At 63.4% G+C, this 23,534-nt stretch carries 19 protein-coding genes; 1 reads left to right on the top strand and 18 read right to left on the bottom strand.

Annotation, left to right across the window (positions count from 1 at the left end):
* Nucleotides 1-126 precede the first annotated feature (126 nt).
* Entirely contained in the window at nucleotides 127-1,188 is a 1,062-nt protein-coding gene (locus HV770_RS15385; protein ID WP_425497428.1) for a hypothetical protein, read from the bottom strand.
* 252 nt (nucleotides 1,189-1,440) lie between these two features.
* Here HV770_RS15385 and HV770_RS15390 point away from each other — a divergent pair, with 252 nt between their 5' ends.
* Complete coding sequence (locus HV770_RS15390) at nucleotides 1,441-3,789, top strand: Tex family protein (protein WP_175160849.1); 2,349 nt, start codon at nucleotides 1,441-1,443, stop codon at nucleotides 3,787-3,789.
* 228 nt (nucleotides 3,790-4,017) lie between these two features.
* On the opposite strand, the gene HV770_RS15395 is transcribed toward HV770_RS15390, so the two are convergent.
* The 17 genes from HV770_RS15395 to ndk all read right to left on the bottom strand — a co-directional run bounded on the left by HV770_RS15395 (nucleotide 4,018) and on the right by ndk (nucleotide 23,479).
* The gene (locus tag HV770_RS15395) at nucleotides 4,018-5,904 is read right to left on the bottom strand and encodes a potassium transporter Kup (protein WP_168669866.1); all 1,887 of its coding nucleotides are present in this window, start codon (nucleotides 5,902-5,904) and stop codon (nucleotides 4,018-4,020) included.
* A 297-nt stretch (nucleotides 5,905-6,201) separates the two neighbouring features.
* Nucleotides 6,202-6,792, bottom strand: a complete 591-nt coding sequence (locus HV770_RS15400; RefSeq protein ID WP_175160851.1) for a phosphoribosyltransferase — start codon at nucleotides 6,790-6,792, stop codon at nucleotides 6,202-6,204.
* Nucleotides 6,793-6,795: 3 nt separating this feature from the next.
* A complete protein-coding gene (locus tag HV770_RS15405; protein WP_175160853.1) occupies nucleotides 6,796-8,142 on the bottom strand; it encodes an adenylosuccinate synthase in 1,347 nt (448 codons plus the stop codon).
* Nucleotides 8,143-8,346: 204 nt separating this feature from the next.
* On the bottom strand, nucleotides 8,347-9,498 hold the full coding sequence (locus tag HV770_RS15410; protein ID WP_175160855.1) for an ATP phosphoribosyltransferase regulatory subunit: 1,152 nt from the start codon (nucleotides 9,496-9,498) through the stop codon (nucleotides 8,347-8,349).
* A 233-nt stretch (nucleotides 9,499-9,731) separates the two neighbouring features.
* On the bottom strand, nucleotides 9,732-9,923 hold the full coding sequence (locus HV770_RS15415; RefSeq protein ID WP_121317405.1) for a DUF2065 domain-containing protein: 192 nt from the start codon (nucleotides 9,921-9,923) through the stop codon (nucleotides 9,732-9,734).
* A 45-nt stretch (nucleotides 9,924-9,968) separates the two neighbouring features.
* Nucleotides 9,969-10,871 (bottom strand): protease modulator HflC, encoded by a 903-nt coding sequence (hflC, locus tag HV770_RS15420; RefSeq protein ID WP_175160857.1) that lies wholly within the window; start codon nucleotides 10,869-10,871, stop codon nucleotides 9,969-9,971.
* A gap of 12 nt (nucleotides 10,872-10,883) precedes the next feature.
* Nucleotides 10,884-12,263, bottom strand: coding sequence for an FtsH protease activity modulator HflK (hflK, locus tag HV770_RS15425; RefSeq protein ID WP_175160859.1), 1,380 nt, complete (start codon nucleotides 12,261-12,263; stop codon nucleotides 10,884-10,886).
* Nucleotides 12,264-12,312: 49 nt separating this feature from the next.
* Nucleotides 12,313-13,500 carry a GTPase HflX gene (gene hflX / locus HV770_RS15430; RefSeq protein WP_175160861.1) on the bottom strand — a complete coding sequence of 396 codons (1,188 nt, stop codon included), beginning with the start codon at nucleotides 13,498-13,500 and terminating at the stop codon, nucleotides 12,313-12,315.
* Nucleotides 13,501-13,557: 57 nt separating this feature from the next.
* A complete protein-coding gene (gene hfq, locus HV770_RS15435; RefSeq protein WP_006051315.1) occupies nucleotides 13,558-13,794 on the bottom strand; it encodes an RNA chaperone Hfq in 237 nt (78 codons plus the stop codon).
* Nucleotides 13,795-13,936: 142 nt separating this feature from the next.
* A complete protein-coding gene (gene der, locus HV770_RS15440) occupies nucleotides 13,937-15,274 on the bottom strand; it encodes a ribosome biogenesis GTPase Der (RefSeq protein WP_175160863.1) in 1,338 nt (445 codons plus the stop codon).
* Between the two features lie 456 nt (nucleotides 15,275-15,730).
* Nucleotides 15,731-16,876 carry an outer membrane protein assembly factor BamB gene (bamB, locus tag HV770_RS15445; protein WP_175160865.1) on the bottom strand — a complete coding sequence of 382 codons (1,146 nt, stop codon included), beginning with the start codon at nucleotides 16,874-16,876 and terminating at the stop codon, nucleotides 15,731-15,733.
* A gap of 74 nt (nucleotides 16,877-16,950) precedes the next feature.
* Nucleotides 16,951-17,580, bottom strand: a complete 630-nt coding sequence (locus HV770_RS15450) for a YfgM family protein (RefSeq protein ID WP_175160867.1) — start codon at nucleotides 17,578-17,580, stop codon at nucleotides 16,951-16,953.
* A gap of 66 nt (nucleotides 17,581-17,646) precedes the next feature.
* A complete protein-coding gene (hisS, locus tag HV770_RS15455; protein ID WP_175160869.1) occupies nucleotides 17,647-18,987 on the bottom strand; it encodes a histidine--tRNA ligase in 1,341 nt (446 codons plus the stop codon).
* Nucleotides 18,988-19,007: 20 nt separating this feature from the next.
* A complete protein-coding gene (gene ispG / locus HV770_RS15460; protein ID WP_175160871.1) occupies nucleotides 19,008-20,324 on the bottom strand; it encodes a flavodoxin-dependent (E)-4-hydroxy-3-methylbut-2-enyl-diphosphate synthase in 1,317 nt (438 codons plus the stop codon).
* An 84-nt stretch (nucleotides 20,325-20,408) separates the two neighbouring features.
* Nucleotides 20,409-21,512: a helix-turn-helix domain-containing protein gene (locus HV770_RS15465; RefSeq protein ID WP_175160873.1), complete on the bottom strand. Its 1,104-nt coding sequence runs from the start codon at nucleotides 21,510-21,512 to the stop codon at nucleotides 20,409-20,411.
* Between the two features lie 219 nt (nucleotides 21,513-21,731).
* On the bottom strand, nucleotides 21,732-22,883 hold the full coding sequence (gene rlmN / locus HV770_RS15470) for a dual-specificity RNA methyltransferase RlmN (RefSeq protein WP_175160875.1): 1,152 nt from the start codon (nucleotides 22,881-22,883) through the stop codon (nucleotides 21,732-21,734).
* Between the two features lie 170 nt (nucleotides 22,884-23,053).
* On the bottom strand, nucleotides 23,054-23,479 hold the full coding sequence (gene ndk, locus HV770_RS15475) for a nucleoside-diphosphate kinase (protein WP_175160877.1): 426 nt from the start codon (nucleotides 23,477-23,479) through the stop codon (nucleotides 23,054-23,056).
* Nucleotides 23,480-23,534: the final 55 nt, after the last annotated feature.

The raw sequence follows: 23,534 nt of genomic DNA on the forward strand, positions 1-23,534 counted from the left end.
CCTCCCGTCTGCGGCGCGGGCTGCGCGCGCAGACCGACGCCTGAGGTTGCTGTCCGTCTCAAAACGCGTTACGGCGACTACGACTACGGTCCTGGCCAGAACCCGCCAGGACCCACTACAGCACATTTACTGTTGCTGCTGTTGCTGTTTTTGCTGCTCTTCGAGTTGCTGCTGCTTCAACTGGTCTTGCCGCTTCTGCTCGGCCTTCTCGGCCGCCTGCTTCTGACGCGCTTGCACATCGGCCTTGTGCTGGGCGGCCTCGGCCTGCTTCTTCTCGAAGCTCTGCTGTTTCTCAACGCGCTCCTGCGCCTTCTGCGCGCCCTGCTGACGCGCTTCCTCGAGCTTGCGCTGGTAGTCGGACTGCTTCTGATCGTAGGCCTGCTGATTGGCCGCCGCCTGCGACGGGCTGATGCCGCGCTGCGCCTGATCGATCGCATGCTGGCGCTGTTTGTCCTCGTAGGCCTGCGCATTGGCCGCGCGTTGCGGCGCTTCGGCGCTACGTTGTGCCTGATCGATCGCGTGCTGACGCTGCTTGTCCTGGTAAGCCTGTTCGTTGCGCGCATCTTCGGCGGCACGCTGCGGCGCATCCGCTTCGTTACGGGCGCGGCGCAGCGCGGCGCGTTCGTCACGCGCACGCGCGCGTTGCGCGCGCTGCTCGCCGTCGAGCGCGAGCTGCTCCTTGCGAATCTCCGCCTGCACCGCACGCATGCTGTCGCGCGCACGGTTCAGGCAGTGATTGACGAAGAACCGGCTATAGCAGTTGTGCTGCGCGACGCCGTAGGTGTAGTTGTTCTCGTCGCTGCGCTGATCCAGCGCGCGTTGCCGCGCTTCGAACGAGTTGTCCGGTGCGGCCGCGTCGCTCGCGCTATCGGCACTTGCCGCGCTGTCGGTGTCCGCGTCGGCGGTCTGCTCCTGGTCCCGCACGGTGGCGGCTGCTGCCGGCGCTTCAGTTCCGGCGGACACCGCCGGGCTGTGGCCCGCCGACGCCGGCGTTTGCGCCGCGGCCGGTGTTGCGGACACGGCCAGCGCGGCCGCCATCACACACGATGCGCACGACACGGCGAACAGCCGCTGCGCGATGACGGTGGATCCGAAGGTGGACCCGAACGTGAACCCAAGCGCGGAACGCGCCACCGACACCAGCGAGCTGAGCGACAAACGCGGCAAAAACAGCGGCGATTCTGGCAATACCGGCGACAAAACCGGTGACAGGCAAGAGACCAAGCGGGAGCCCAGGCGGTTGAGGGACAAGGAGATTGGCAACGTCGTAGAGGGTCAGCGGAACATGCCCGAAATTCTATCACCCTGCGGTTGAGCCCTTTGGCATTTATGGCAAAATGCCCCGCTCCAGCAACCTGGTCGCAGCGCACACGCCCGGCGTGTCCCAACGCGCCGTCAGCGCGCGGCCCCTGACTGAGTCCGCAGGAACACCAAGACCTTATGACGGAAACCGTAGCACTCAAGATCGTACAGCGCATCGCCGCCGAACTGTCCGTCCAGCCGCGCCAGGTCGCGGCCGCGGTGCAACTTCTCGACGAAGGAGCGACTGTTCCGTTCATCGCCCGCTACCGTAAGGAAGTGACCGACAATCTCGACGACACGCAACTGCGTAATCTCGAGGAACGCCTACTGTATCTGCGCGAGCTGGAAGACCGCCGCGCCGCGATCATCACGAGCATCGACGAACAGGGCAAGCTCACCGACGAGCTGCGCACCGCGATCGAAGGCGCCGACAGCAAGCAGGTGCTGGAAGATCTGTACCTCCCGTATAAGCCGAAGCGCCGCACCCGCGCGCAGATCGCGCGCGAAGCCGGTCTGCAGCCGCTCGCCGATGCGCTGCTGGCCAATCCGTTGCTCGATCCGCAAACCGAAGCCGCCGCGTACGTGGACGCCGAGAAAGGCGTCGCCGACGTCAAGGCCGCGCTCGACGGCGCGCGCGACATCCTCTCCGAACAGTTCGGCGAAACGGCCGAGCTGCTCGGCAAGCTGCGCGACTACCTGTTCAACCAGGGCGTGGTGTCCTCGAAAGTGGTCGAAGGCAAGGAAAACGCGGAAGAAGAGAAATTCCGCGACTACTACGATTACGCGGAGACCATCCGCACCGTGCCATCGCATCGCGCGCTGGCGCTGTTCCGTGGCCGCAATGCGGGCGTGCTGATGGTCAAGCTGGGCCTCGGCGAAGAACTCGACGCGCAGGTGCCGCATCCGGGCGAAGCGTTGATCGCGCGCCACTTCGGCATCGCCAATCAGAACCGCCCGGCCGACAAGTGGCTCTCCGACGTGTGCCGCTGGTGCTGGCGTGTGAAGGTGCAGCCGCACATCGAAAACGAACTGCTGACCAATCTGCGCGACGAAGCCGAACACGAAGCAATCCGCGTGTTCGCGCGCAATTTGAAGGACCTGCTGCTAGCCGCACCCGCTGGCCCGAAGGCCGTGATCGGTCTCGATCCGGGAATGCGCACCGGCGTGAAAGTCGCGGTGGTCGACCGGACCGGCAAGGTGCTCGCCACCGACGTGATCTATCCGCACGAACCGCGCCGCGACTGGGACGGCTCCATCGCGAAACTCGCGCGCATCTGCGCGCAGACGCAGGCCGAGCTGATCAGCATCGGCAACGGCACGGCGTCGCGTGAAACGGACAAGCTCGCGAGCGAGCTGATCGCGCGTCATCCGGAATTCAAGCTGCAGAAAATCGTCGTGTCCGAAGCGGGCGCGTCCGTGTACTCGGCTTCCGAGCTCGCTGCGAAGGAGTTCCCCGACATGGATGTGTCGCTGCGCGGCGCGGTGTCGATTGCGCGCCGCCTGCAGGACCCGCTCGCCGAACTCGTGAAGATCGAGCCGAAGGCGATCGGCGTCGGCCAGTATCAGCACGACGTCAACCAGCGCGAACTGGCGCGCTCGCTCGACGCCGTGGTCGAAGACTGCGTGAACGCGGTCGGCGTCGATGCGAACACCGCGTCGGTCGCGCTGCTCGCGCGCGTGTCGGGTCTGAACGCGACGCTCGCGCGCAACATCGTCGACTATCGCGATGCGAACGGTCCGTTCCCGTCGCGCGAGCATCTGCGCAAGGTGCCGCGTCTCGGCGACAAAACCTTCGAACAGGCCGCCGGCTTCCTGCGCATCAACAACGGCGAGAATCCGCTCGACCGTTCGTCGGTGCACCCGGAAGCGTATCCGGTCGTCGAACGGATGCTCGCGAAGATCAGCAAGCAGGTCGGCGAAGTGCTCGGCAATCGCGACGCACTGCGCGGACTGTCACCGAGTGAATTCGTCGACGAGCGTTTCGGCCTGCCGACCGTGCGCGACATTCTGCTCGAACTCGAAAAGCCGGGCCGCGACCCGCGCCCCGAGTTCAAGACTGCGACGTTCCGCGAAGGCGTCGAGAAGGTCAGCGATCTGACGCCGGGCATGGTGCTCGAAGGCGTCGTGACGAACGTCGCGGCATTCGGCGCGTTCATCGACATCGGCGTACATCAGGATGGTCTCGTGCACGTGTCGGCGATGTCGACGAAGTTCATCAAGGACCCGCACGAAGTCGTCAGGGCCGGCCAGATCGTCAAGGTGAAAGTGCTCGAAGTCGACGTGAAACGCCAGCGCATCGCGCTGACCATGCGTCTGGATGACGAGTTTGGCGCGGCCACGGCACGCAGCGGCGCTGGCGCGCAGCAGGATCGCGGCGGCGCCGGCCGCTCGGGCGGTGCAGGGCGAGGCGCGCCGCAGCAACGCTCGCGCGAACCGGAACCGGGTGGTGCCATGGCTGCCGCGTTCGCGAAGCTCAAGCAGAAGTAGGCGCGTCGGGTTCGCGCGTGGGCGGTATGTCGACCGTTCACGCGTTGGCCCAAGCATGCTTTTCGTTGGCACGTGCGCACGTTCATCGCCTGAGCGCTCGCGCGGCGAGTGAGCCGGTGCAGCAACGAAGCCCTTGAAGACACCCAAACAAAAAGCCCACGCATTGCGTGGGCTTTTTGTTTTCGCGCGCCGTCGTACGAAGCGCACGATAACCCGCTGTGACCGTACTCAGATCTCGATCTTGGTCCCCAACTCCACCACCCGGTTGGCCGGAATGCTGAAGAAGTCCGTCGGCTTCGCGGCGTTCTGATGCATCCATGCGAACACGCGCTCGCGCCACACCGACATGCCCGGCAGCTGCGTCGGCACCACCGTTTCGCGAGCAAGGAAGAACGACGTGTCCATCAACTCGAAGGTCATGTCGTGCGTGCGGCCGACTTCAAGCAGCACCGCTTTTACATCGGGGGTCTCGTTGAAGCCGTACGCCGCTTTCACGAGATACAGACCACCGTCGATGTCCTTGACCGTGACCCGCTCCGCGTCGTTCACGTACGGAATGTCGCGCGTCACGAAGGTCAGGAAGATCGTGCGTTCATGCAGCACCTTGTTGTGCTTCAGGTTGTGCAGCAGGCTCACCGGTACCAGCGTATCGCTGCCGGTCAGATAGATCGCCGTCCCCGACACGCGATGCGGCGGATGCGCAAGCAGCCCCTGCAGGAACGGCATCAGCGGAATACCGTCGGCAGCCGTGCGCTCCTTGACGATCATCCTGCCCTTGAACCAGGTCATCAGCAGGAAGAACAGCAGTGCGCCGATACCGAGCGGCAGCCAGCCACCCTCCTCGACCTTCAGCAGATTCGCGCCGAAAAAGCCCAGGTCGATCGTCATGAACACGCCGATGATCAACGCCACCAGCAGTTTGTTCCAGTTCCACACGTTCACCATCACGACGCAGGCGAGGATCGTCGTGATGACCATCGTGGCCGTCACCGCGATACCGTACGCGGCGGCGAGATTGTCCGAACTCTTGAAGGCGATCACGATGCACAGGATGATGAACAGCAGCATCCAGTTCACGACCGGCACATAAATCTGACCGATCGCCAGTTCCGACGTGTGCAGGATCTTCATGCGCGGCACGTAGCCGAGCTGGATCGCCTGGCTCGTCAGTGAGTACGCGCCGGAGATCACGGCCTGCGATGCGATCACGGTCGCCACCGTGGAGAGCACGACGAGCGGCAGCAACGCCCAGTCAGGCGCGAGCAGGAAAAACGGATTTTCGATGGCCTTCGGGTCGTGCATCAGCAGCGCGCCCTGGCCGAAGTAGTTCAGCACCAGCGACGGCATCACCAGCAGATACCACGCCATGCGGATCGGCTTCGCGCCGAAGTGGCCCATGTCGGCGTACAGCGCTTCGGCGCCGGTCAACACCAGCACGACCGAGCCGAGCACCACATAGGCCTGCAGCACGTGCGCGGCCATGAACGAGTACGCGTAATACGGGTTCAGCGCGCGGATCACGTTGGGCGACTGCCCGATATGCCAGAGGCCGAGCGCGGCGAGCACGACGAACCACACCACCATGATCGGGCCGAACAGGCGGCCGACCATCGCCGTGCCGTGCCGCTGAATCCAGAACAGCAGAATCAGGATCGCAATCGTCAGCGGCAGCACCAGATGTGACAGATGGGGCGCGGCAATCTCCAGGCCCTCGACCGCCGAGATCACAGAGATGGCCGGCGTAATCACCGCATCGCCATAGAACATGCAGGCGCCGAAGATGCCGAGCATGACGAGCAGCCCGGCCATCTTCGACTTCTCGTCGAGCGAGCGCAACGCCAGCGCCATCAGCGCGAGCACGCCGCCCTCGCCGTTATTGTCCGCGCGCATTACGAACAGCACGTACTTGACGCCGACCACGATCATGATCGCCCAGAACAGCAGCGAGATCACACCGAGGATCGATTGCTCGGTCAGCGGAATGCCGTGCGACGGGCTGAATGCCTCTTTCAACGAATACAACGGGCTCGTGCCGATATCGCCGAACACCACTCCGATCGCGGCAATCGCGAGGGAAGGCAGTGGCTGTTTGTGCACGTGATTGTTATCTGTCATAGACGCGAGGAATCCGTTCCCTGAGCGGAAAAAACGACCGCCATTCTAAACTGCCCGCCTGACGCCGCCCTGCTTGTTGTGGATACACCACGTGGATAGTCCGCGCAGTGTAGCACTGCGTTTTGCACGCGTCTGCCGGGTCGGCCGTCCCGCCAGCACCGGCATCACGCGGATTGCGACGCACAGTCGCGCCGCGCGCAGACGGGTCGATGCGCAAAAAAAACGGAGCCCATACGGACTCCGTTTTGCGGGTACTGCGGTGCAAACGACGCGACGGTTAAAGCGCCGAAGTCCACATCACTCTCCCGACGACTCCTGCGCCTGCGCGACACCGCGCTTGATCCACGCGCCAAGGTTGTGCGGACGAACGGTGTCCCACTCCTCGAACGGTTGATGAATCCAGGGATTGGTGGGCAGATGCTGCACGTGGTAATCGGGCTTCACCTTCGAGCAGCCCTTGTACCAGAGCACTGCCGAGCGCACCGCGGTGATCGCCGGATAGCGTTCCTTCAGATGCTGCTGAACCCGCGCCAGCGTGACGCCCGAATCGACCAGGTCGTCGACCAGCAGCACGTTGCCGTGCAGCTCGCCGCGCGTCATCGTGATGTATTGGGCGATGTCGAGTTCGCCCTGCTCCGTGCCGGCCGCTTCGCGATACGAGCTGGTGGCGAGAATCGCCAGCGGCAGGTCGTAGATGCGCGAGAGCTGGTCGCCCACGCGCAGGCCGCCGCGCGCGAGGCACAGAATCTGATCGAATTTCCAGCCCGATTCGTGCACGTCGAGCGCTAGCAACTCGATCAGCCGGTGATACTCGTCCCAGCCGACCCACAGGTTCTTGTCGTCATTGCGCGGATCTTTCATCGCGATCATGGGTACACCTTGAACCATGGCTTAAACCTTGAACGGATGACGCAGCAGAATGGTCTCGTCGCGATCCGGGCCGGTCGACACCATGTCGATCGGAATACCTGCGACTTCCTGCACACGCGACAGATACGCACGCGCGTTGGCCGGCAGCTTGTCCCATTCCTTGATGCCGACGGTGCTTTCCTTCCAGCCCGCGAAGGTTTCGTACACCGGCACGCAGCGCGCGACTTCCGACGAGCCACGCGGCAGCAGATCGACATTCTTGCCGTCGACCGTGTAGCCGACGCACAGCTTCACTTCGTCGAGGCCATCGAGCACGTCGAGCTTGGTCATGCACAGACCCGACACGCCGTTGATCTGGATCGAGCGACGCAGCGCGGCGACGTCGAGCCAGCCGGTGCGGCGCGGACGGCCGGTGACCGAGCCGAATTCCTTGCCGACGGTGGCCAGTTCGAGGCCAATGGCCTCCTGACGCGCAGCGTTGTCAGCGTCGTACAGTTCGCTCGGGAACGGGCCCGAACCGACGCGCGTGCAGTACGCCTTGGTGATGCCGAGAATGTAGTTCAGCTTTTGCGGACCGACGCCCGCGCCCGCGGTCGCCGCACCTGCCACGCAGTTGCTCGACGTGACGAACGGATAGGTGCCGTGATCGATGTCGAGCAGCGTGCCTTGCGCGCCTTCGAACAGCAGATTGCTGCCGGCGGCATTCGCGTCGTACAGACGACGCGAGACATCCGTGACCATCGGCTTCAGGCGGTCGGCGTAGCTCAGCATCGTGTCGAGCGTTTGCTGGAAGTCGACAGCGGCGACACCCAGATATTGCGTGAGCACGAAGTTGTGATAGTCGAGGTTTTCGCGCAGACGTTCGGCGAACGTTGCCGGGTCGAACAGGTCCTGCACGCGCAAGCCGCGGCGCGCCACCTTGTCTTCGTAGGCCGGTCCGATGCCGCGGCCGGTCGTGCCGATCTTGCCTGCGCCACGGCGCGCTTCGCGGCCTTGGTCGATGGCGATGTGATACGGCAGGATCAGCGTGGTGGCTTCGGAAATGAACAGGCGGTTCTGGACATCGACGCCGGCGGCTTCGAGTTCGCCGATTTCCTTGAACAGCGCTTCCGGCGACAACACGACGCCATTGCCGATATAGCACGCGACGCCCGGATGCATGATGCCCGACGGAATCAGGCGCAAGATGGTTTTCTTGCCGCCGATGATGAGCGTGTGACCGGCATTGTGACCGCCCTGGAAGCGAACGACGCCTTGGGCGTGGTCCGTCAGCCAGTCGACGATCTTGCCCTTGCCCTCATCACCCCACTGGGTTCCCACGACGACGACGTTACGCCCGGGGTTCACATTCACTGCGCTGGCAGACATGTTGTTTCGTAAGCTGGTTAAAAACGTATTCTACCTAGGTTCGCGGAACCTTCCGAATTTTTCCGTTTCCGCTCAACGGTATGCACGTTATGTTGGGTATAGGAAGGCCGGCGCGGCGGTTCGTCGCGCCGGGGTCCGCGGCACTTTCGCCGCTGTCTTAGCGGTGCCGGGGATAGGCCCCTCAAGCAATCAGCCGGAACGCGCTCAGGCACGCGGTTCGACGACCCATGCACCGTTGCGCTCGACCAACACGCGGTCGAACGCAAATTCATCCAGATTGTGCTCGTGACCAGGCAGCGCCTGGATCACCACTTCACCGGCATCGCGCAACGCGGCGACGCTCACGCGCAACGCGTCGTCGTGCTGCCACGGCGCGAGAATTGCGCTGCTGCGCGCTTCGACCGGCGAGATGCGCGCCACTTCACGCAGATCGAGCGAAAAACCGGTTGCCGCACGAGCCCGCCCATAGGCCTGGCCGACGTGGTCGTAGCGGCCGCCGCGCGCCACCGCGTTCGGCACGCCGTCGACGTAGGCGGAGAACATCACGCCGCTGTGGTAGGCGTAGCCACGCAGGTCGGCGAGATCGATCATCACTTCGGCGCCGTCCACCTGGCTCGCGAGGAACGCGAGGTCGTCGAGCGCGCTGGCGATCGCCGGTGCGTTGGGCAAGCGCGCCCGGGCTTCGTCCAGCATCGAGGCGTCCCCGTACAGCGTCGGCAGCGCGCGCAACGCGTCGCGAATGACCGGCGTGAGCCCCGCCGTCAGTTCGACGAGGCGCGGTACGTCCTTGCCCGCCAGCGCGTCGTACAGCGACTGCCCGAGGTCGGCGCCGGCCGGCTCGGCTTCGATCAAGGCTGCGAGCACGCCCGCGTGACACAGATCGAGGCGTACTTTGGCGAGCCCCGCAAGACGCAGCGCGTCGAGCATCAGTTGCTGGATCTCCAGATCCGCTTCGAGGCCGGCGTGACCGTAGATTTCCGCGCCGATCTGAATCTGCTCGCGCGTCGCGTGCAGGCCGCGCGGCCGCGTATGAGCGACATTGCCCGCGTAGCAAAGACGCGTGACGCCCTGACGGTTCAGCAGATGCGCATCGATACGCGCAACCTGCGGCGTGATGTCGGCGCGCAGGCCGAGCGTGCGGCCGGACAATTGGTCGACGAGTTTGAAGGTGCGCAGATTCAGATCATGGCCGCCGCTGGTGAGCAGCGACTCGAGGTATTCGAGCAGCGGCGGCATCACCATCTCGTAGCCGTACGAACGGAAACGGTCCAGCAAATGGCGCCGCAACTCTTCGATCTTGCGCGCTTCCGACGGCAGCACGTCGGCAATATTCTCGGGAAGTAACCAGGTCGACATCGATACAGTCCTACGACGTTGAACACGGCGGCTGAAGCGCCGGTAAGTGAGTGTGAGAATGGCGGGCTACGGCTGGATTCTGGCGACTATCGCGGACGTCGGCGTGGTCCGCCGACAGCGCTTCAAGTGGATATCGGCGTACGTTACAGCGCCCACCGCACCCAAACCGTGCCCTTGGCCCTTGCGAGCAATCGGGCAAGCACCACGTGCCGCCCACTCGCCGACGTCGCCCGTCAGGTCACGATAAACAGCAGGATCAGCCCGAGCAGCATCACGATCAGACCACCCACGCGAATCTGATGCGCAGGCCGTTCCGCTATTTTACGGAACGTGTCCCGCCAGGCGGCCGGAAAAACGAAGGGGAACATCCCCTCGATAATCAGCATCAACGCGATCGCGAGCAGTAACGAGCCGGCTATATCCATGCGAATTCAACGGGCCGCGATACGAATGCCACGGCCTTCCGGTTATCAGTGTTTGCGCGAGGCCGCGGGAGCGTCCGGCGTAACGCCACCGGTCGGACTACGCATGAAGCGGAAGAACTCGTTGTTCGGATCGACCACGATCAGATCGCCCGGCTTAAAGGTCTTCTTGTATGCCTGCATGCTCAGATAAAACTGGTAGAACTGCGGATCCTTGCCGAATGCTTCGGCGGCGATTTCCGCTGCCTTCGCATCGCCTTCGCCGCGGATGGTCTGCGCCTGGCCGTAGCCGTCGGCGAGCACCGCCTGCTGCTGCGCGAGCGCGTCCGCCTTGATCCGGTTGGCCTCGGCCGCGCCCTTTGCGCGCTCGTCGGCGGCGATCTGCTCGCGGGCGGCGATCATCCGTTTGAAGACCGAATCGGTCATCTCCGCCGGGAAATCGACGCGCGTCAGTTGCACGTCGACTACCGACACGCCCAGTGAGGCCGCGCCCTTGTCGAGCGCGCCGCGTGCTTGGTCGGCGACGCTTTGCTGTTTGGCGAGCGCGTCGGCCAGCGTGAACTGGCCGAACGCATCACCGAGCGCTGCGCGCGACAGCAACGCGAGCCGCTCCGGCAGGCTCTGCACATCACCCTTGGTTTGGGCGAGCAGCTTGAGCGGATCGGTGACGCGGAACCTGATGACCGGGTTGACCAGCAGCTCGGTCTTATCCGACGTGGCGAAGCGGTCTTCGTCCGGTGCGTCCAGCGACTGGATGCGGTTGTCGACCAGCGTGACCGTTTGCAGAGGCGGCGGCAATTTGACGTGCAGACCCGGGCCGAGCAACGTGGGCGGCGTATCGCCTCGCGACGACAACACGGCCATGTGCCGCTGATCGACGACGAACACCATCGACGAAGCCGCGAACAGCACGATGACGACAGCCACGACGAGCGCAATGATCTTGTTCATGTTGTGCGCTCCTTATTGAACGTCGTCTTCGCGCATGCGATTGCGGAAGGCTTCGCGTGAACGCATCGAGGCGCCGCTGGCTCTCGGCTCGCTGGCGGGCACATCGCTCGCGGCGGGAGCCGATGCCGTTCCCGCGACCGGGGCGGAAGCGCCCGACGGTGCCACGGCGCTTGCCGCTTGCGGCGCACCGGCAGCCGTGGCGCCCGGCGTGGCCGCAGCCGCGTCGGCGACGCGCTGGCGGGCCTGCTCGGCCAGCTTGTCGAGCGGCAGATACAACACGTTGTTGCCGTTCTTGCTGTCCACAAACACCTTGGTCGTAGTCGAGTAGATCTGCTGCATGGTTTCCATGTACATGCGCGTGCGGATCACGGCGGGCGCTTTCGAATACTGCGCGAACACCTGCTTGAAGCGGTCGGCTTCGCCTTGCGCCTGCGCCACCGTCTTTTCGCTGTAGGTCTTCGCTTCTTGTATTTGGCGCGCCACGTCGGCTTGCGCACGTGGCAACAGATCCGCCGCATAGGCCTGCGCATCGCGCTTCGCGCGCTCGTTTTCCTGGCGCACCTTGGCGGCGTCGTCGAACGCGGCCTGCACCTGGTCGGGCATCTGCACGCTCTGGATCGTCACACCTGTCACGGCAAGGCCGGATTCGTATTGATCGAGGGATTGCTGGATCGCCGCCACCAGTTGCTGGCGCATTGTTTCGCGATCCTGATCGAGGACTTCGTTCGTGCTGCGCGCGCCGACGATGCCGCGCACGGCCGCCTGCGCAGCACGCGTCACGCTCTGGTCGGGGTCACCGCTGCGGAACAGGTAATCGGTGGGCTTGCGCACCTGATATTGCACCGCGAAGCGAACGTCGACGATATCGCCGTCGTGCGTCAGCATCGACGCGTCCTTCACGTTCGCCGGACGCACCACGTTGTTGCGGCCGATCTCCACCTGGCGGACCTGGCCGATATTGACGAACTCATGTGCTTCGAACGGATACGGCAGGCGCCAGTGCACGCCCTGCCCGGCGGTGTAGCGATACTTGCCGAACTGCATGACGACCGCGGCCTGGCCATCCTGAACGACGAACACGCCGCTGCCGAGATAGATCGCGATCAGCACGCCGATCACGATGCCCACGCCGATGCGCGCGCCACGTCCGTTGTCCGGACGGCCGCCACCCGCACCACCGCCCTTGCGGCCCAAAATCCGGCTCAAGCGGCGGTTGAAATCACGCCACATCTCGTCGAGATCGGGCGGACCTTCGCCGTCCTTCGGCGGACGCTTGGGATCGTTGGGCCGTTGCCGGTCACCGTTGCCGTCTCCCCGGCCCCAGCGCGGATCGTTCAGTGAAAGCAAGGCTCGCATGCGCAGCCAGATACTCCGCTCGTTGTAATCGTTCACCTGTGTTCGTTCACCAGAGTAGACAGCGGGTCAGTGCAATTGGAACGGGTCAGTGCCCGAGTTCTGGAACCTTGCGGTCGTCGCGTGGTGCTGCCGACCGGCCTTCTTCCGACCGATCGATCAACGTATCGGCAAGCGGTTCAGCAGTAGCGATTTCAGCGATGGCAGCACGCAACGCATCCAGTCCTTGCCCGGTGCGCGCGCTCAAAAAGACGCGCGAAATATTACCATATTCATCCCGCTCGACCGCGTCGCCACGGGCCGCCAACTCCGGCACCGCATCGATCTTGTTGAACACCAGCACCTGGCGGATCGTGTCCGCGCCGATCGCGTGCAATACCTCGTTCACCTGATCGATCTGGTCGAGGCGCACCGCGCTCGACGCATCGACAACATGCAGGAGCAGGTCGGCATGAATGGTTTCTTCGAGCGTGGCGCGAAACGCCGCGACCAGCTGGTGAGGCAATTCGCGAATGAAGCCGACCGTGTCGGACACCACCACCTGCCCCGCTTCGTCGCCGAGGTAGACACGCCGCGAGGTCGTGTCGAGCGTCGCGAACAGCTGGTCGGCGGCATACGCCTGAGCTTTCGTGAGCGCGTTGAAGAGCGTGGACTTGCCCGCGTTCGTGTAGCCGACGAGCGATACCGACATCGTCTGGTTGCGGCTGCGCGCGCGGCGCTGCGTGCCGTGCTGACGGCGCAGTTTTTCGAGCCGCGTCTTGAGCGCCTTGATGCGCTCGCCGATCAGACGGCGGTCGGTTTCGAGCTGCGTTTCGCCGGGGCCGCGCAAACCGATGCCGCCTTTCTGGCGTTCGAGGTGGGTCCACGCGCGAATCAGCCGGGTCGACAGATATTGCAGCTGCGCGAGTTCCACCTGCAGCTTGCCTTCGTGGCTGCGGGCGCGTTGCGCAAAAATATCGAGGATGAGACTCGTGCGATCGACCACGCGCCGATTAAGCGCCTGCTCCAGATTGCGCTGCTGCGCAGGTGCCAGAGCGTGATTGAAGATGACGAGTTCGATGTCGTTCGCCTCACAGGCAAGACGCAATTCTTCGGCCTTGCCGCTGCCGACGAACATCTTCGCGTCGGGACTGGAGCGGCGTCCTGTGAGGGTGACTAGGGGATTCGCGCCCGCGCTTTGCGCGAGCAGGCTGAGTTCTTCGAGACTGGCTTCGAAATCGATCTTACCGAAGTCGATGCCGACAAGCGCTGCATTGATCAAATTGGAGGGTATCAAAATGAGGCGGCCGGGAGTAATCGCCAACGGGCGACGCTACGCCGGCCGCGACGGGGGTTAGGACTGTTCGGAATCCGGGTGGAAATTCACCGGGCGGGCTGGCACGACCGTCGAGATTGCGTGCTTGTAGACCATCTGGGTGACCGTATTCCGGAGCAACACGACGTACTGGTCGAACGATTCGATGTTCCCTTGAAGCTTGATGCCGTTGACCAGGTAGATCGACACCGGCACATGCTCTTTACGCAGTGCGTTCAAAAACGGGTCTTGTAACAATTGCCCTTTGTTGCTCATAGCAAACTCCGTATTTTTTTGCAGGTTGACTGAATTGACGGTGAGGAAAAAGAGATCAGCCGTCAACCGCTACACTATAGCCGATTTTCGTTTTTGCGCGAGAGCCGGGGTCCTGCGCCCAAACCCAACACGCACGCGGGTTTCAGCCTTTGTCCGCGTAAGGGTTCGTCGATGATCTGAACTCTATTCGCAATGGAGTCCCAGTCAGCTTGAAAGTTTCCCTGAAGCGGTTTTCGAGGTAGCGTTTATACGTTTCGGTGATCGCGTCGAGTGCGTTGCCGTGAATCACGATGATCGGCGGATTCTGTCCGCCCTGGTGCGCGTAACGCAGTTTCGGCCGCACCGGACCACGACGGCGCGGCTGCTGGAATTCAACCGCATCGATCAGCGCGCGCGTGAGCTTCGGCGTCGGCAGCTTGGCCATCGCCGCGCTATACGCATCGTCGACCGAACGCATCAGCGGACCAATACCGGTTTTCTCCGCGGCGGAAATGAAATGGAATTTCGCGAAGTCGAGAAATTTTAGTTTGCGCTCGAGGTCCGCTTTGGTGCGCTCGCGCACATGTGGATCAAGACCGTCCCACTTGTTCACGCCCACCACCAGCGCGCGGCCCTGCTCCACGACGAAGCCGGCAATGTGCGCGTCCTGTTCGGAGATGTCCTGGCGCGCGTCGAGCAGCAGGATCACGACGTTCGCATCCGAGATCGATTGCAGCGTCTTCACCACCGAGAATTTCTCGATCGCTTCGAACACCTTGCCGCGGCGGCGCAGGCCGGCCGTGTCGATCAGCGTGTACGGCTTGCCCTGGCGCTCGAAGTCGACGTAGATCGAATCACGCGTCGTGCCTGGCATGTCGAACGCGATCACGCGCTCTTCGCCCACCAGCGCGTTGATCAGCGTCGACTTGCCGACGTTCGGACGGCCGACGATCGCGATCTTCACGCCACGCGCCGCTTTCTCGTCGTCGCTTTCTTCCGGCTGGCCGGCGTACGCGACGCCGAGCGCCTCGTCGATCATTTCCGTGACGCCGTCACCATGCGCGGCCGAAATCGCGCGCGGGTCGCCGAGACCGAGTTCGTAGAAGTCGGCGGCGACAGTCGTGTACTTCATCCCCTCGGCCTTGTTGACGACGAGGAAGATCGGCCGGCCGACCTTGCGCAGATAGTCGGCAATCGACTTGTCCTGCGGCGCAAGACCGTTGCGGCCGTCGACGATGAACACGACGATGTCGGATTCTTCTACCGCCTGGCGGGTTTGACGCGCCATCTCGTGCAGGATGCCGTCTTTCGCGACCGGTTCGAAGCCGCCGGTATCGACGACCAGATACGGCCGCTCGCCCGTGCGCCCTTCGCCGTAATGGCGATCGCGGGTCAGGCCGGGCAGGTCGGCAACCAGCGCGTCACGCGAGCGCGTGAGGCGGTTGAACAGCGTGGATTTCCCCACATTGGGGCGCCCGACGAGGGCAATAACGGGTTTCATCAGATGTTGTTCACGGTGAAACGCGGGATCGAAATCGACCGCTCGCGTAGCGACGCCATGCGGCCGCCACACGGCAGCGTTTGACGAAAATTATCACGAATTCGACCAGCCCCGGATGTGCGGGCAATATGCACATTCGGGCGGACGGGGATTTGGCTGTATGGGCAGCGCCAATGGGCCGCCAGATTCAGTCTTTCTTGCTCGACGGCCCGCACGCCCGTTCGCGGGCGATGGATCTGCGAGACCGCCGACAGGTGGTGCCGCAAGCAGCCACCAAGGGCACGAGGCTTACACGTGCCCTGTCTGATCCAACTTGCCGGACCACCCACTCCGGCAAAATTCTTCGACTTGCTTTGCGATACGACAACAATCAAAAACAATCAAAACCAGCTCGACTGAAACGCGCGCGGCCGGCGAAGCCGGCCTGCGCGCCAGACGACGGCGAGCCTCGCGCAATCAGCGCGGGCGATAGCCGTACAGGCCGCCGTCGCGCGTCTGCACGACCAGCGTCTCGCCGGCCAGCACCGGCGCCGCGGTAATCGCGCTGCCGTCGGTCTTCACGCGGGCGACGAGCGTGCCGTCGGCAGCCGACAGGAAGTGCACGTAGCCCTGATAGTCGCCAAACACCGCAGCGCGGCCCAGCAGGAACGGCACGCTCAGATCGCGGTTCTTCAGCTGGTCGTTCTTCCACAGCACCGCGCCGGTATTGACGTCGAACGCCGACGCCACCGACCAGTCGTCCGCCGCCACCACGGTGCGGTCATCCTGTGCGAGGCCGCTCGTGCTCGAGAACGCCTTTTCCCACACCACGCGGCCCGAGTTCGCATCGAAACAGCCAATCTGGCCCTGGAACGTCACCGCGCAGGTTTGCGAACCGACCAGCGTGGGCGGACCGGTCACGTCGTTGATACGCTCCACCTCCGTCACACCCTTCGGATACGACACCGGGGTCTGCCAGTAGGCGTCGCCGGTTTGCAGGTTGATCGCGGCGAACGAACCGCCCGGGAAACCGGCCAGCACGGCCGCGTCGCCCGCGAAGGTCATGCCCGACGACACCCGCAGATTGAGCGGCACTGCGCGGTTGCGGTAGTTCCACTTCTGCTCGCCGGTTTGCGCATTGAAAGCGACGAGCTGGCCGTCGACCGTGCGCACCACCACGAGACCGTTGCCAACCAGCGGCGGCGAAATGATTTCACCCGGCGCCTTGGCGGTCCACAACTGTTTGCCGTCCGCGCCGAGCACGTAGACGTCGCCCTTCAGACCGCCGACCGCCGTGAGCGTGCCGTCGCTGCCGACACCCGCCGACAGATCGTCACGCAGCTTGACGCGCCAGATGTCCTTGCCGGTTTGCGCGTCGATCTTCGCAACCGAACCGTTCGCACCTGCGGCGAACACCGCGTTACCGACAGCGATCGGCGCGAACAGGTAACGGCCCGCCTTGCCCACGCTCGCCGTCCAGGCCTGCTGCACGTCGAGCACGGGTTTGAACTCGGTGAGCGGCGTCGGCACACGGCGCTCGTCTTTCGTGGATGAGCAAGCCGCCATCGTGAGGACGGTCATCGCACAGATAACGGGCACGGCGTAACGTTTCAGCAGATTCATCGGTGGACGAAGCATTCAGGAAATTAATTAAAGGAGACCGGTTGGTCGTTCGTGCGGCGCACTGCGTGTGGCGATCAGCCGCCCAGCGCGTCCAGCTTGAACTGAATCAACTGGCGTGCCGAGCTGTCGTTTTTCGACAGCGAGTCGAGCGCGAGTTTGTAGGCCGTGCGCGCATCGTCGCGCTTGCCCTGAGCGGCGAGCAGGTCGCCGCGGCGGTTCGCCACGACGCCCTTGAACGCGTCGGATTGCGGCTCGGCGAGCAATGCGAGGCCCTGGTCATAAGCCTTCTCGTCGAGCAGCAGCGACGCCATGCGCAGCTTGGCGATCTGCTTGAACTCGTCGTCTTTCGCGTGATCGATGATCCATTGCAACTGGGCCTTCGCACCGGCTTCGTCGCCTGCTGCGTAGAGAGCCTTGGCTGCGCCCAGCGCGCTCATCTGCGCATACGCGGTGCGGCTGAACTTGTCTTCCATGTCAGTGGCGGCGCGCGTGATCCGGGCCTTGTCGCCCGATGCCACGGCTTGCTGCACCTGGTCATACAGCACCGCGGCTTCCGCCGCCTGACGCCGTTGCCAAAAATTCCAGCCGTTCCACCCGGCTGCTGCAACCAGCGCCACCAGCACGATCCAAGTGGTTGCATTGCCCCACTGCGTCCACCATGCCTTCAGACTTTCAATCGATTCTTGTTCGTCGTGGTAACTCATTGCCCGGCGATTTCCTCTTTCTTGATTCGTGTGCGTGTCGAGCCAATCGGCCCGACGACATCGCGATCAGTCGTCGCCGTCTTCGGCGGTTGCAACCATCGCATTGATTAGAAATTCGGTCAAGTCTTCGGCGGGCACGTTGTGTTGCTCGTTTTTACCGCCGTTAGCGTTTGTATCGCGCAGCGGTTTGACACCGACCGTGCCGTTGGCGATTTCGTCTTCGCCGAGCACCACCGCGAACGCCGCACCGCTCGCATCGGCGCGCTTCATCTGCGATTTGAAGCTGGCCGTCTGACCGTCGGCGCTGCAATGCAGGATCACGTCGAGGCCTGTATCGCGCAGACGTTCCGCGATAATGAAGGCCTGCTCGCGCGCGGCGTCACCCTGATGGACCACGTACACGTCGCACCCTTCGGCCTCGGGCACGAGATCTTCTTCCTTCAGCAATTCGAGAATGCGCTCCACGCCCATCGCCCAGCCGCAGGCTGCCGTCGGCTTGCCGCCGAGCTGCTCGATCAGCGGATCGTAACGGCCGCCCGCCGCCACCGTGCCTTGCGCGCCGAGCTTGTCGGTCACCCACTCGAACACGGTCAGATTGTAGTAATCAAGACCGCGCACGAGACGCGGGTTGATCGTGAACGGAACGTTGTTCGCCTTCAGGATGCGCTGCAAACCTTCGAAGTGCGTGCGCGACTCGTCACCGAGAAAATCGATCAGCTTCGGCGCGTTCTGCGCGACTTCCTGCATGGCCGGATTTTTCGTGTCCAGCACGCGCAGCGGGTTCGTGTAGAGACGGCGTTTCGCTTCTTCGTCGAGCACGTCGACGTGCTTTTCGAGGTACGCGATCAGTTCGACACGATGGGCCGCGCGTTCTGCCGCGACACCAAGCGAATTGATTTCGAGCTTGATACCCATCAGGCCGAGGTCGTCCCACAGCCGCTGGCACATCATGATGATTTCAGCGTCGGCATCCGGGCCCGCGAAGCCCAGCGCTTCCACACCGACCTGATGGAACTGGCGATAGCGGCCGCGTTGCGGACGCTCGTGACGGAACATCGGACCGACGTACCACAAACGCTTCGGACCGTCGTACAGCATGTTGTGTTCGATCGCCGCGCGCACGACCGCCGCCGTGTTCTCCGGACGCATCGTCAGATTTTCACCATTCAATGCGTCGGTGAAGCTGTACATCTCTTTCTCGACGATGTCGGTCACTTCGCCGATGCCGCGCTTGAACAGCTGCGTATGCTCAACGATCGGTGTACGAATATTCTGGTATCCGTACGAACGCAGCATCGACTTGACGGTGGTTTCAAAAAATTCCCACAGCCCGGCTTCCTGCGGAAGGATGTCGTTCATGCCCTTCACGCCGGACAGCTTTTCGAGCTTTTTCTTCAGTTCAGTCATCTGTCTTCGATAGCTGGTGTTTAGTTGAGTGCTTCAGCGCGGCCGTAGCGGCGCTCGACGTAGTCACTCACGATTTGCTGGAATTCGTGCGCGATGTTCTCGCCGCGCAGCGTCTTCACTTTCTCGCCGTCGATGAACACCGGCGCGGCCGGGTTTTCGCCCGAACCCGGCAAGCTGATGCCGATGTTGGCCTGCTTCGATTCGCCCGGACCGTTGACGATGCAGCCCATCACTGCGACGTGCATCTTTTCGACGCCAGGATACTGGTCGCGCCACACCGGCATCTGCGTGCGCAAATAGGTCTGGATTTGCGACGCCAGTTCCTGGAACAGCGTGCTTGTGGTGCGACCGCAACCCGGGCACGCGATCACCATCGGCGTGAACGAACGCAAGCCCATGGTCTGCAGAATTTCCTGGCCAACGATCACCTCGCCGGTGCGCGATGCGCCCGGCTCCGGCGTGAGCGAGATACGGATCGTGTCGCCGATGCCCTGCTGCAACAGCACGGACAACGCCGCGGTCGAAGCAACGATGCCCTTCGAACCCATGCCCGCTTCGGTCAAGCCGAGATGCAGCGCGAATTCGCAACGGCGCGCAAGTTCGCGGTACACGGCGATCAAGTCCTGCACGCCGCTGACCTTGCACGACAGAATAATCTTGTCGCGCCCGAGACCGAGTTCGACCGCGCGTTCCGCCGAGCCGATCGCCGACTGGATCAGCGCTTCGTACATCACGCTTTGCGCTTCCCATGGCGTGGCGCGCGACGCGTTTTCGTCCATCATCTTCGCGAGCAGGTCCTGATCGAGACTGCCCCAGTTGACGCCAATGCGCACCGGCTTGTCGTACTTCACCGCGGCTTCGATCATCTGCGCGAACTGCGTGTCACGCTTCGCGCCGTGGCCAACGTTGCCCGGATTGATCCGATACTTCGACAGCGACTCCGCGCACGCGGGGTAATCGCGCAGAAGCAGATGGCCGTTGTAGTGGAAGTCGCCGACCAGCGGCACGGACACGCCCATGCGGTCGAGCTGCTCTCGCACGGCCGGTACGGCCGCGGCCGCTTCCGGCGTGTTCACCGTGATACGCACCAGTTCCGAGCCGGCTTGCGCCAGTTCCTTGATCTGGATCGCGGTGCCGATCGCGTCCGCCGTGTCCGTGTTGGTCATCGACTGCACACGCACCGGCGCGTCGCCGCCGATGGTGACGAGCTGGCCGCCCCAACGGACGTCGACTGCGTGCGACTTGCGCCGCGCAGCTTGGCCGCCGAACACCGGTTCGTTAGAAACGATCTTGCTATTGGATCGGGATTGAGCTTCGGATTGCATCGAAAAACCCATTTACGCCGCATGCGCTACACAAAACGTAGCGCCTGAATTGAAAAAGCGCCGCGGACCGGTTGGCCGCGGCGCATACCGTATCTGTCAGGGCAGCGCGAAGCGCGCCACATTCCCTTTGGCCGCCGAATATTTCGCCGGATCGACCGGCTCGCCGTCGAGCGTCAGCGACTCGAGACCGGCTCTGTTGCCGAGCGTAATTTTGAACGGCGCCTCGCCTGTCACTTCCTTCGTATCGCCTGCGTGCACGAGGCCGGAAAACACTTCCTTGCCATCTTTGCCGCGCACGCTAAACCAGCTGTCCTGGGTCACGCGCAGCGCGACGATCGCCTCGCCTGCAGCAGGCGTCGTCGCTGTCGCCGAAGCTCCCGCGACGACCGCTGGCGCGCTCGCGCCCGGCGCCGCCGCGGCCAGAGCCTGCGAGCCGGCCTTCGGCGCCGCCGTCATTGAAGTGACCGCAGGCGCCGATGACGGCGCCGTGCCGGTCGCCAGCGGCGCGGGCATCGGCGTAGCCGACGCTGCATTTTCCGCTGCGGCCGGCGCTTCCGGCGCCGACGCTTCTTCTTCCGCCGTGGCGGCCGCCGACGGCCCCTGCGCCACCGCGCCCGATGCGCCGGTCGCGGCGCCCGTGACGCCGTTCGCGCTCGCTTTCAGACGCGCAAGCCACGCGGTCGAATCGCCGCCATTGGTATGCCACATAGCGAGCGCGATTACCGCAACGACGACCGCCGCAACGCCCCACAACCACGAACGGCTTTTCTGCCCGCCGCCGCCAAGCGAGAGCGACACCCGGCCACGCGGCAAATCCTTACCCGACGACGCCGGCATCGACAGATCCGGCGCCGGCACGCCCGTTTCGCGGCGCAGCGCCTGCGTGAACGGCGTCGGATCGGCGCCGAGCATTTTCGCGTAGCTACGCACCACGCCGAGCGCGAAAGTCGTATCCGGCAAGTGGCTGATGTCGCCCGACTCGAGCGCGCGCAACTTGGTGACCGACACCTTGAGGCGAGCCGACACGTCTTCGATCGACCATCCCTTCGATTCACGCAACTGGGACAAGCGCGCGCCAGCCGCCGCCAACGAATCCAGGTTCGACTGCACAACGGGCTGCACTACCGCCCGTGCGACCGGCGCCGGATGGCCTTCATTCGTGTCTGTGTCGTGCGGCTGCGGGTGCTGCGGCTCACTCATCCCAAATCCTTTCGCGTCGATTCTTTTTTCACTCGTGCCACCCGGAGCTGCTGAAAACCTCGCGCCCGAATCGCAGACCGTTTATAACAAAATGCGCGGCTTTGTGTGCCGCTTCCGATCGCTTCTGCAAACTTTCTTTTCAATCGACGGTGGCATGAAGACTTTCGCGGATCGACTGAACTTTCCAGCGACCGCCGACGGTCCTGCCTTACCGGACGATTACACGGCGCGAACCTCGATCACCTTCGCTGCCTTCCCGGTGCGCTCAGCCAGGCGCGTGCGGTCCTGAACCGCACCGGCCAGCTGACCGCAGGCAGCGTCGATGTCATCGCCGCGTGTTTTGCGCACCGTGGTGACGACGCCCGCGTCCATCAACACTTGTGCAAACCGCTTGATCTGTTCCGGCTTCGAGCGGATCAAGCCCGACTCAGGGAACGGATTGAACGGAATCAGATTGAATTTGCACGGCACGTCGCGCGTCACGGCCAGCAATTCGCGCGCTTGCGCTTCGCTGTCGTTCACGCCGTCGAGCATGCAGTACTCAAACGTGATGAAATCGCGCGGCGCGACTTTCAGATAGCGCTGGCAAGCCGCCATCAATTCGCGCAGCGGATACTTCTTGTTCAGCGGCACCAGCATGTCGCGCAGCGGATCGCTAGGCGCATGCAGCGAAACCGCGAGCGCCACCGGCAGATCGGCGCCGAGCCGGTCCATCATCGGCACGACGCCCGAGGTGGACAGCGTGACGCGCCGGCGCGAAAGACCGTACGCGTTGTCGTCGAGCATCAGGCGCATGGCCGGCACAACCGCGTCGTAATTGAGCAGCGGCTCGCCCATGCCCATCATCACGACGTTCGTGACCACGCGCTCGCCCTTGCCGTCACCGCCGGTGGCGCGGCCGCCGGCCAGGCCGCGCGAAGCACGCAGCGCAAATTCGGCCATGCGCAGCTGGCCGATGATTTCGCCGGTGGAAAGATTGCGGGAAAACCCCTGTTTGCCGGTCGAACAGAAACGGCAGTTGACCGCACATCCGGCCTGCGACGACACGCACAGCGTGCCGCGTGTTTCTTCCGGAATGTAGACGGTCTCAACCGCGTTGCCGTTGCCAACGTCGATCAGCCACTTGCGTGTGCCGTCGGTCGAAATATGGTCGCTGACGATGCCGGGCATCGTGATCGAAGCGCGCCCTTTGAGCTTTTCGCGCAAGGACTTCGCAAGATCGGTCATGCCGTCGAAGTCGGCAGCGTTGTATTGATGAAGCCAGCGCTGCAATTGCTTGGCGCGAAACGGCTTCTCGCCCAGGCTGTCGCAATAGGCGACAAGCCCTTGGGCGTCCAGATCGAGAAGGTTGACGGTGGGACTGCTCGTCATATCGAATCCTGCCATTTCAGTGCGAGACTACGTTCATGCAACAAGCTGCATGAACGCAATGCCGATCGCGCCCATTCCTGCTGCTTTTACCTTACTACTTCGCCGGGCGATTCGTGCGATAAAACATCGGCTGCACGAATCGCGCGAAACAAACCGGCTTGACGCGCGGTTTAACGCGAGTAGACGTTTACTTGCGGGAAGAAGAATGCGATTTCGACGGCAGCCGTTTCAGCCGCGTCCGAACCGTGGACGGCGTTGGCGTCGATGCTGTCCGCGAAGTCGGCGCGGATCGTGCCCTTCTCTGCCTTCTTCGGGTCCGTTGCGCCCATCAGATCACGATGCTTCAGGATGGCGTTTTCGCCTTCCAGCGCTTGCACCACAACCGGGCCCGAGATCATGAAGTCGACCAGGTCCTTGAAGAACGGACGTGCAGCGTGCACGGCGTAGAACTTCTCTGCGTCAGCGCGCGACAGGTGAACCATGCGCGATGCCACGATCTTCAGACCAGCGTTTTCGAAACGGGTGTAGATCTGGCCGATCACGTTCTTGGCCACTGCGTCCGGCTTGATAATCGACAGGGTGCGTTCGATCGCCATAAAAACTCCAAAAAATTAAGAGGTTACAGATTCAAATGAATCCGCTATTGTAGCA

The organism is Paraburkholderia fynbosensis, assembly GCF_902859935.1.
GTDB classification, from domain to species: Bacteria; Pseudomonadota; Gammaproteobacteria; order Burkholderiales; family Burkholderiaceae; genus Paraburkholderia; species Paraburkholderia fynbosensis.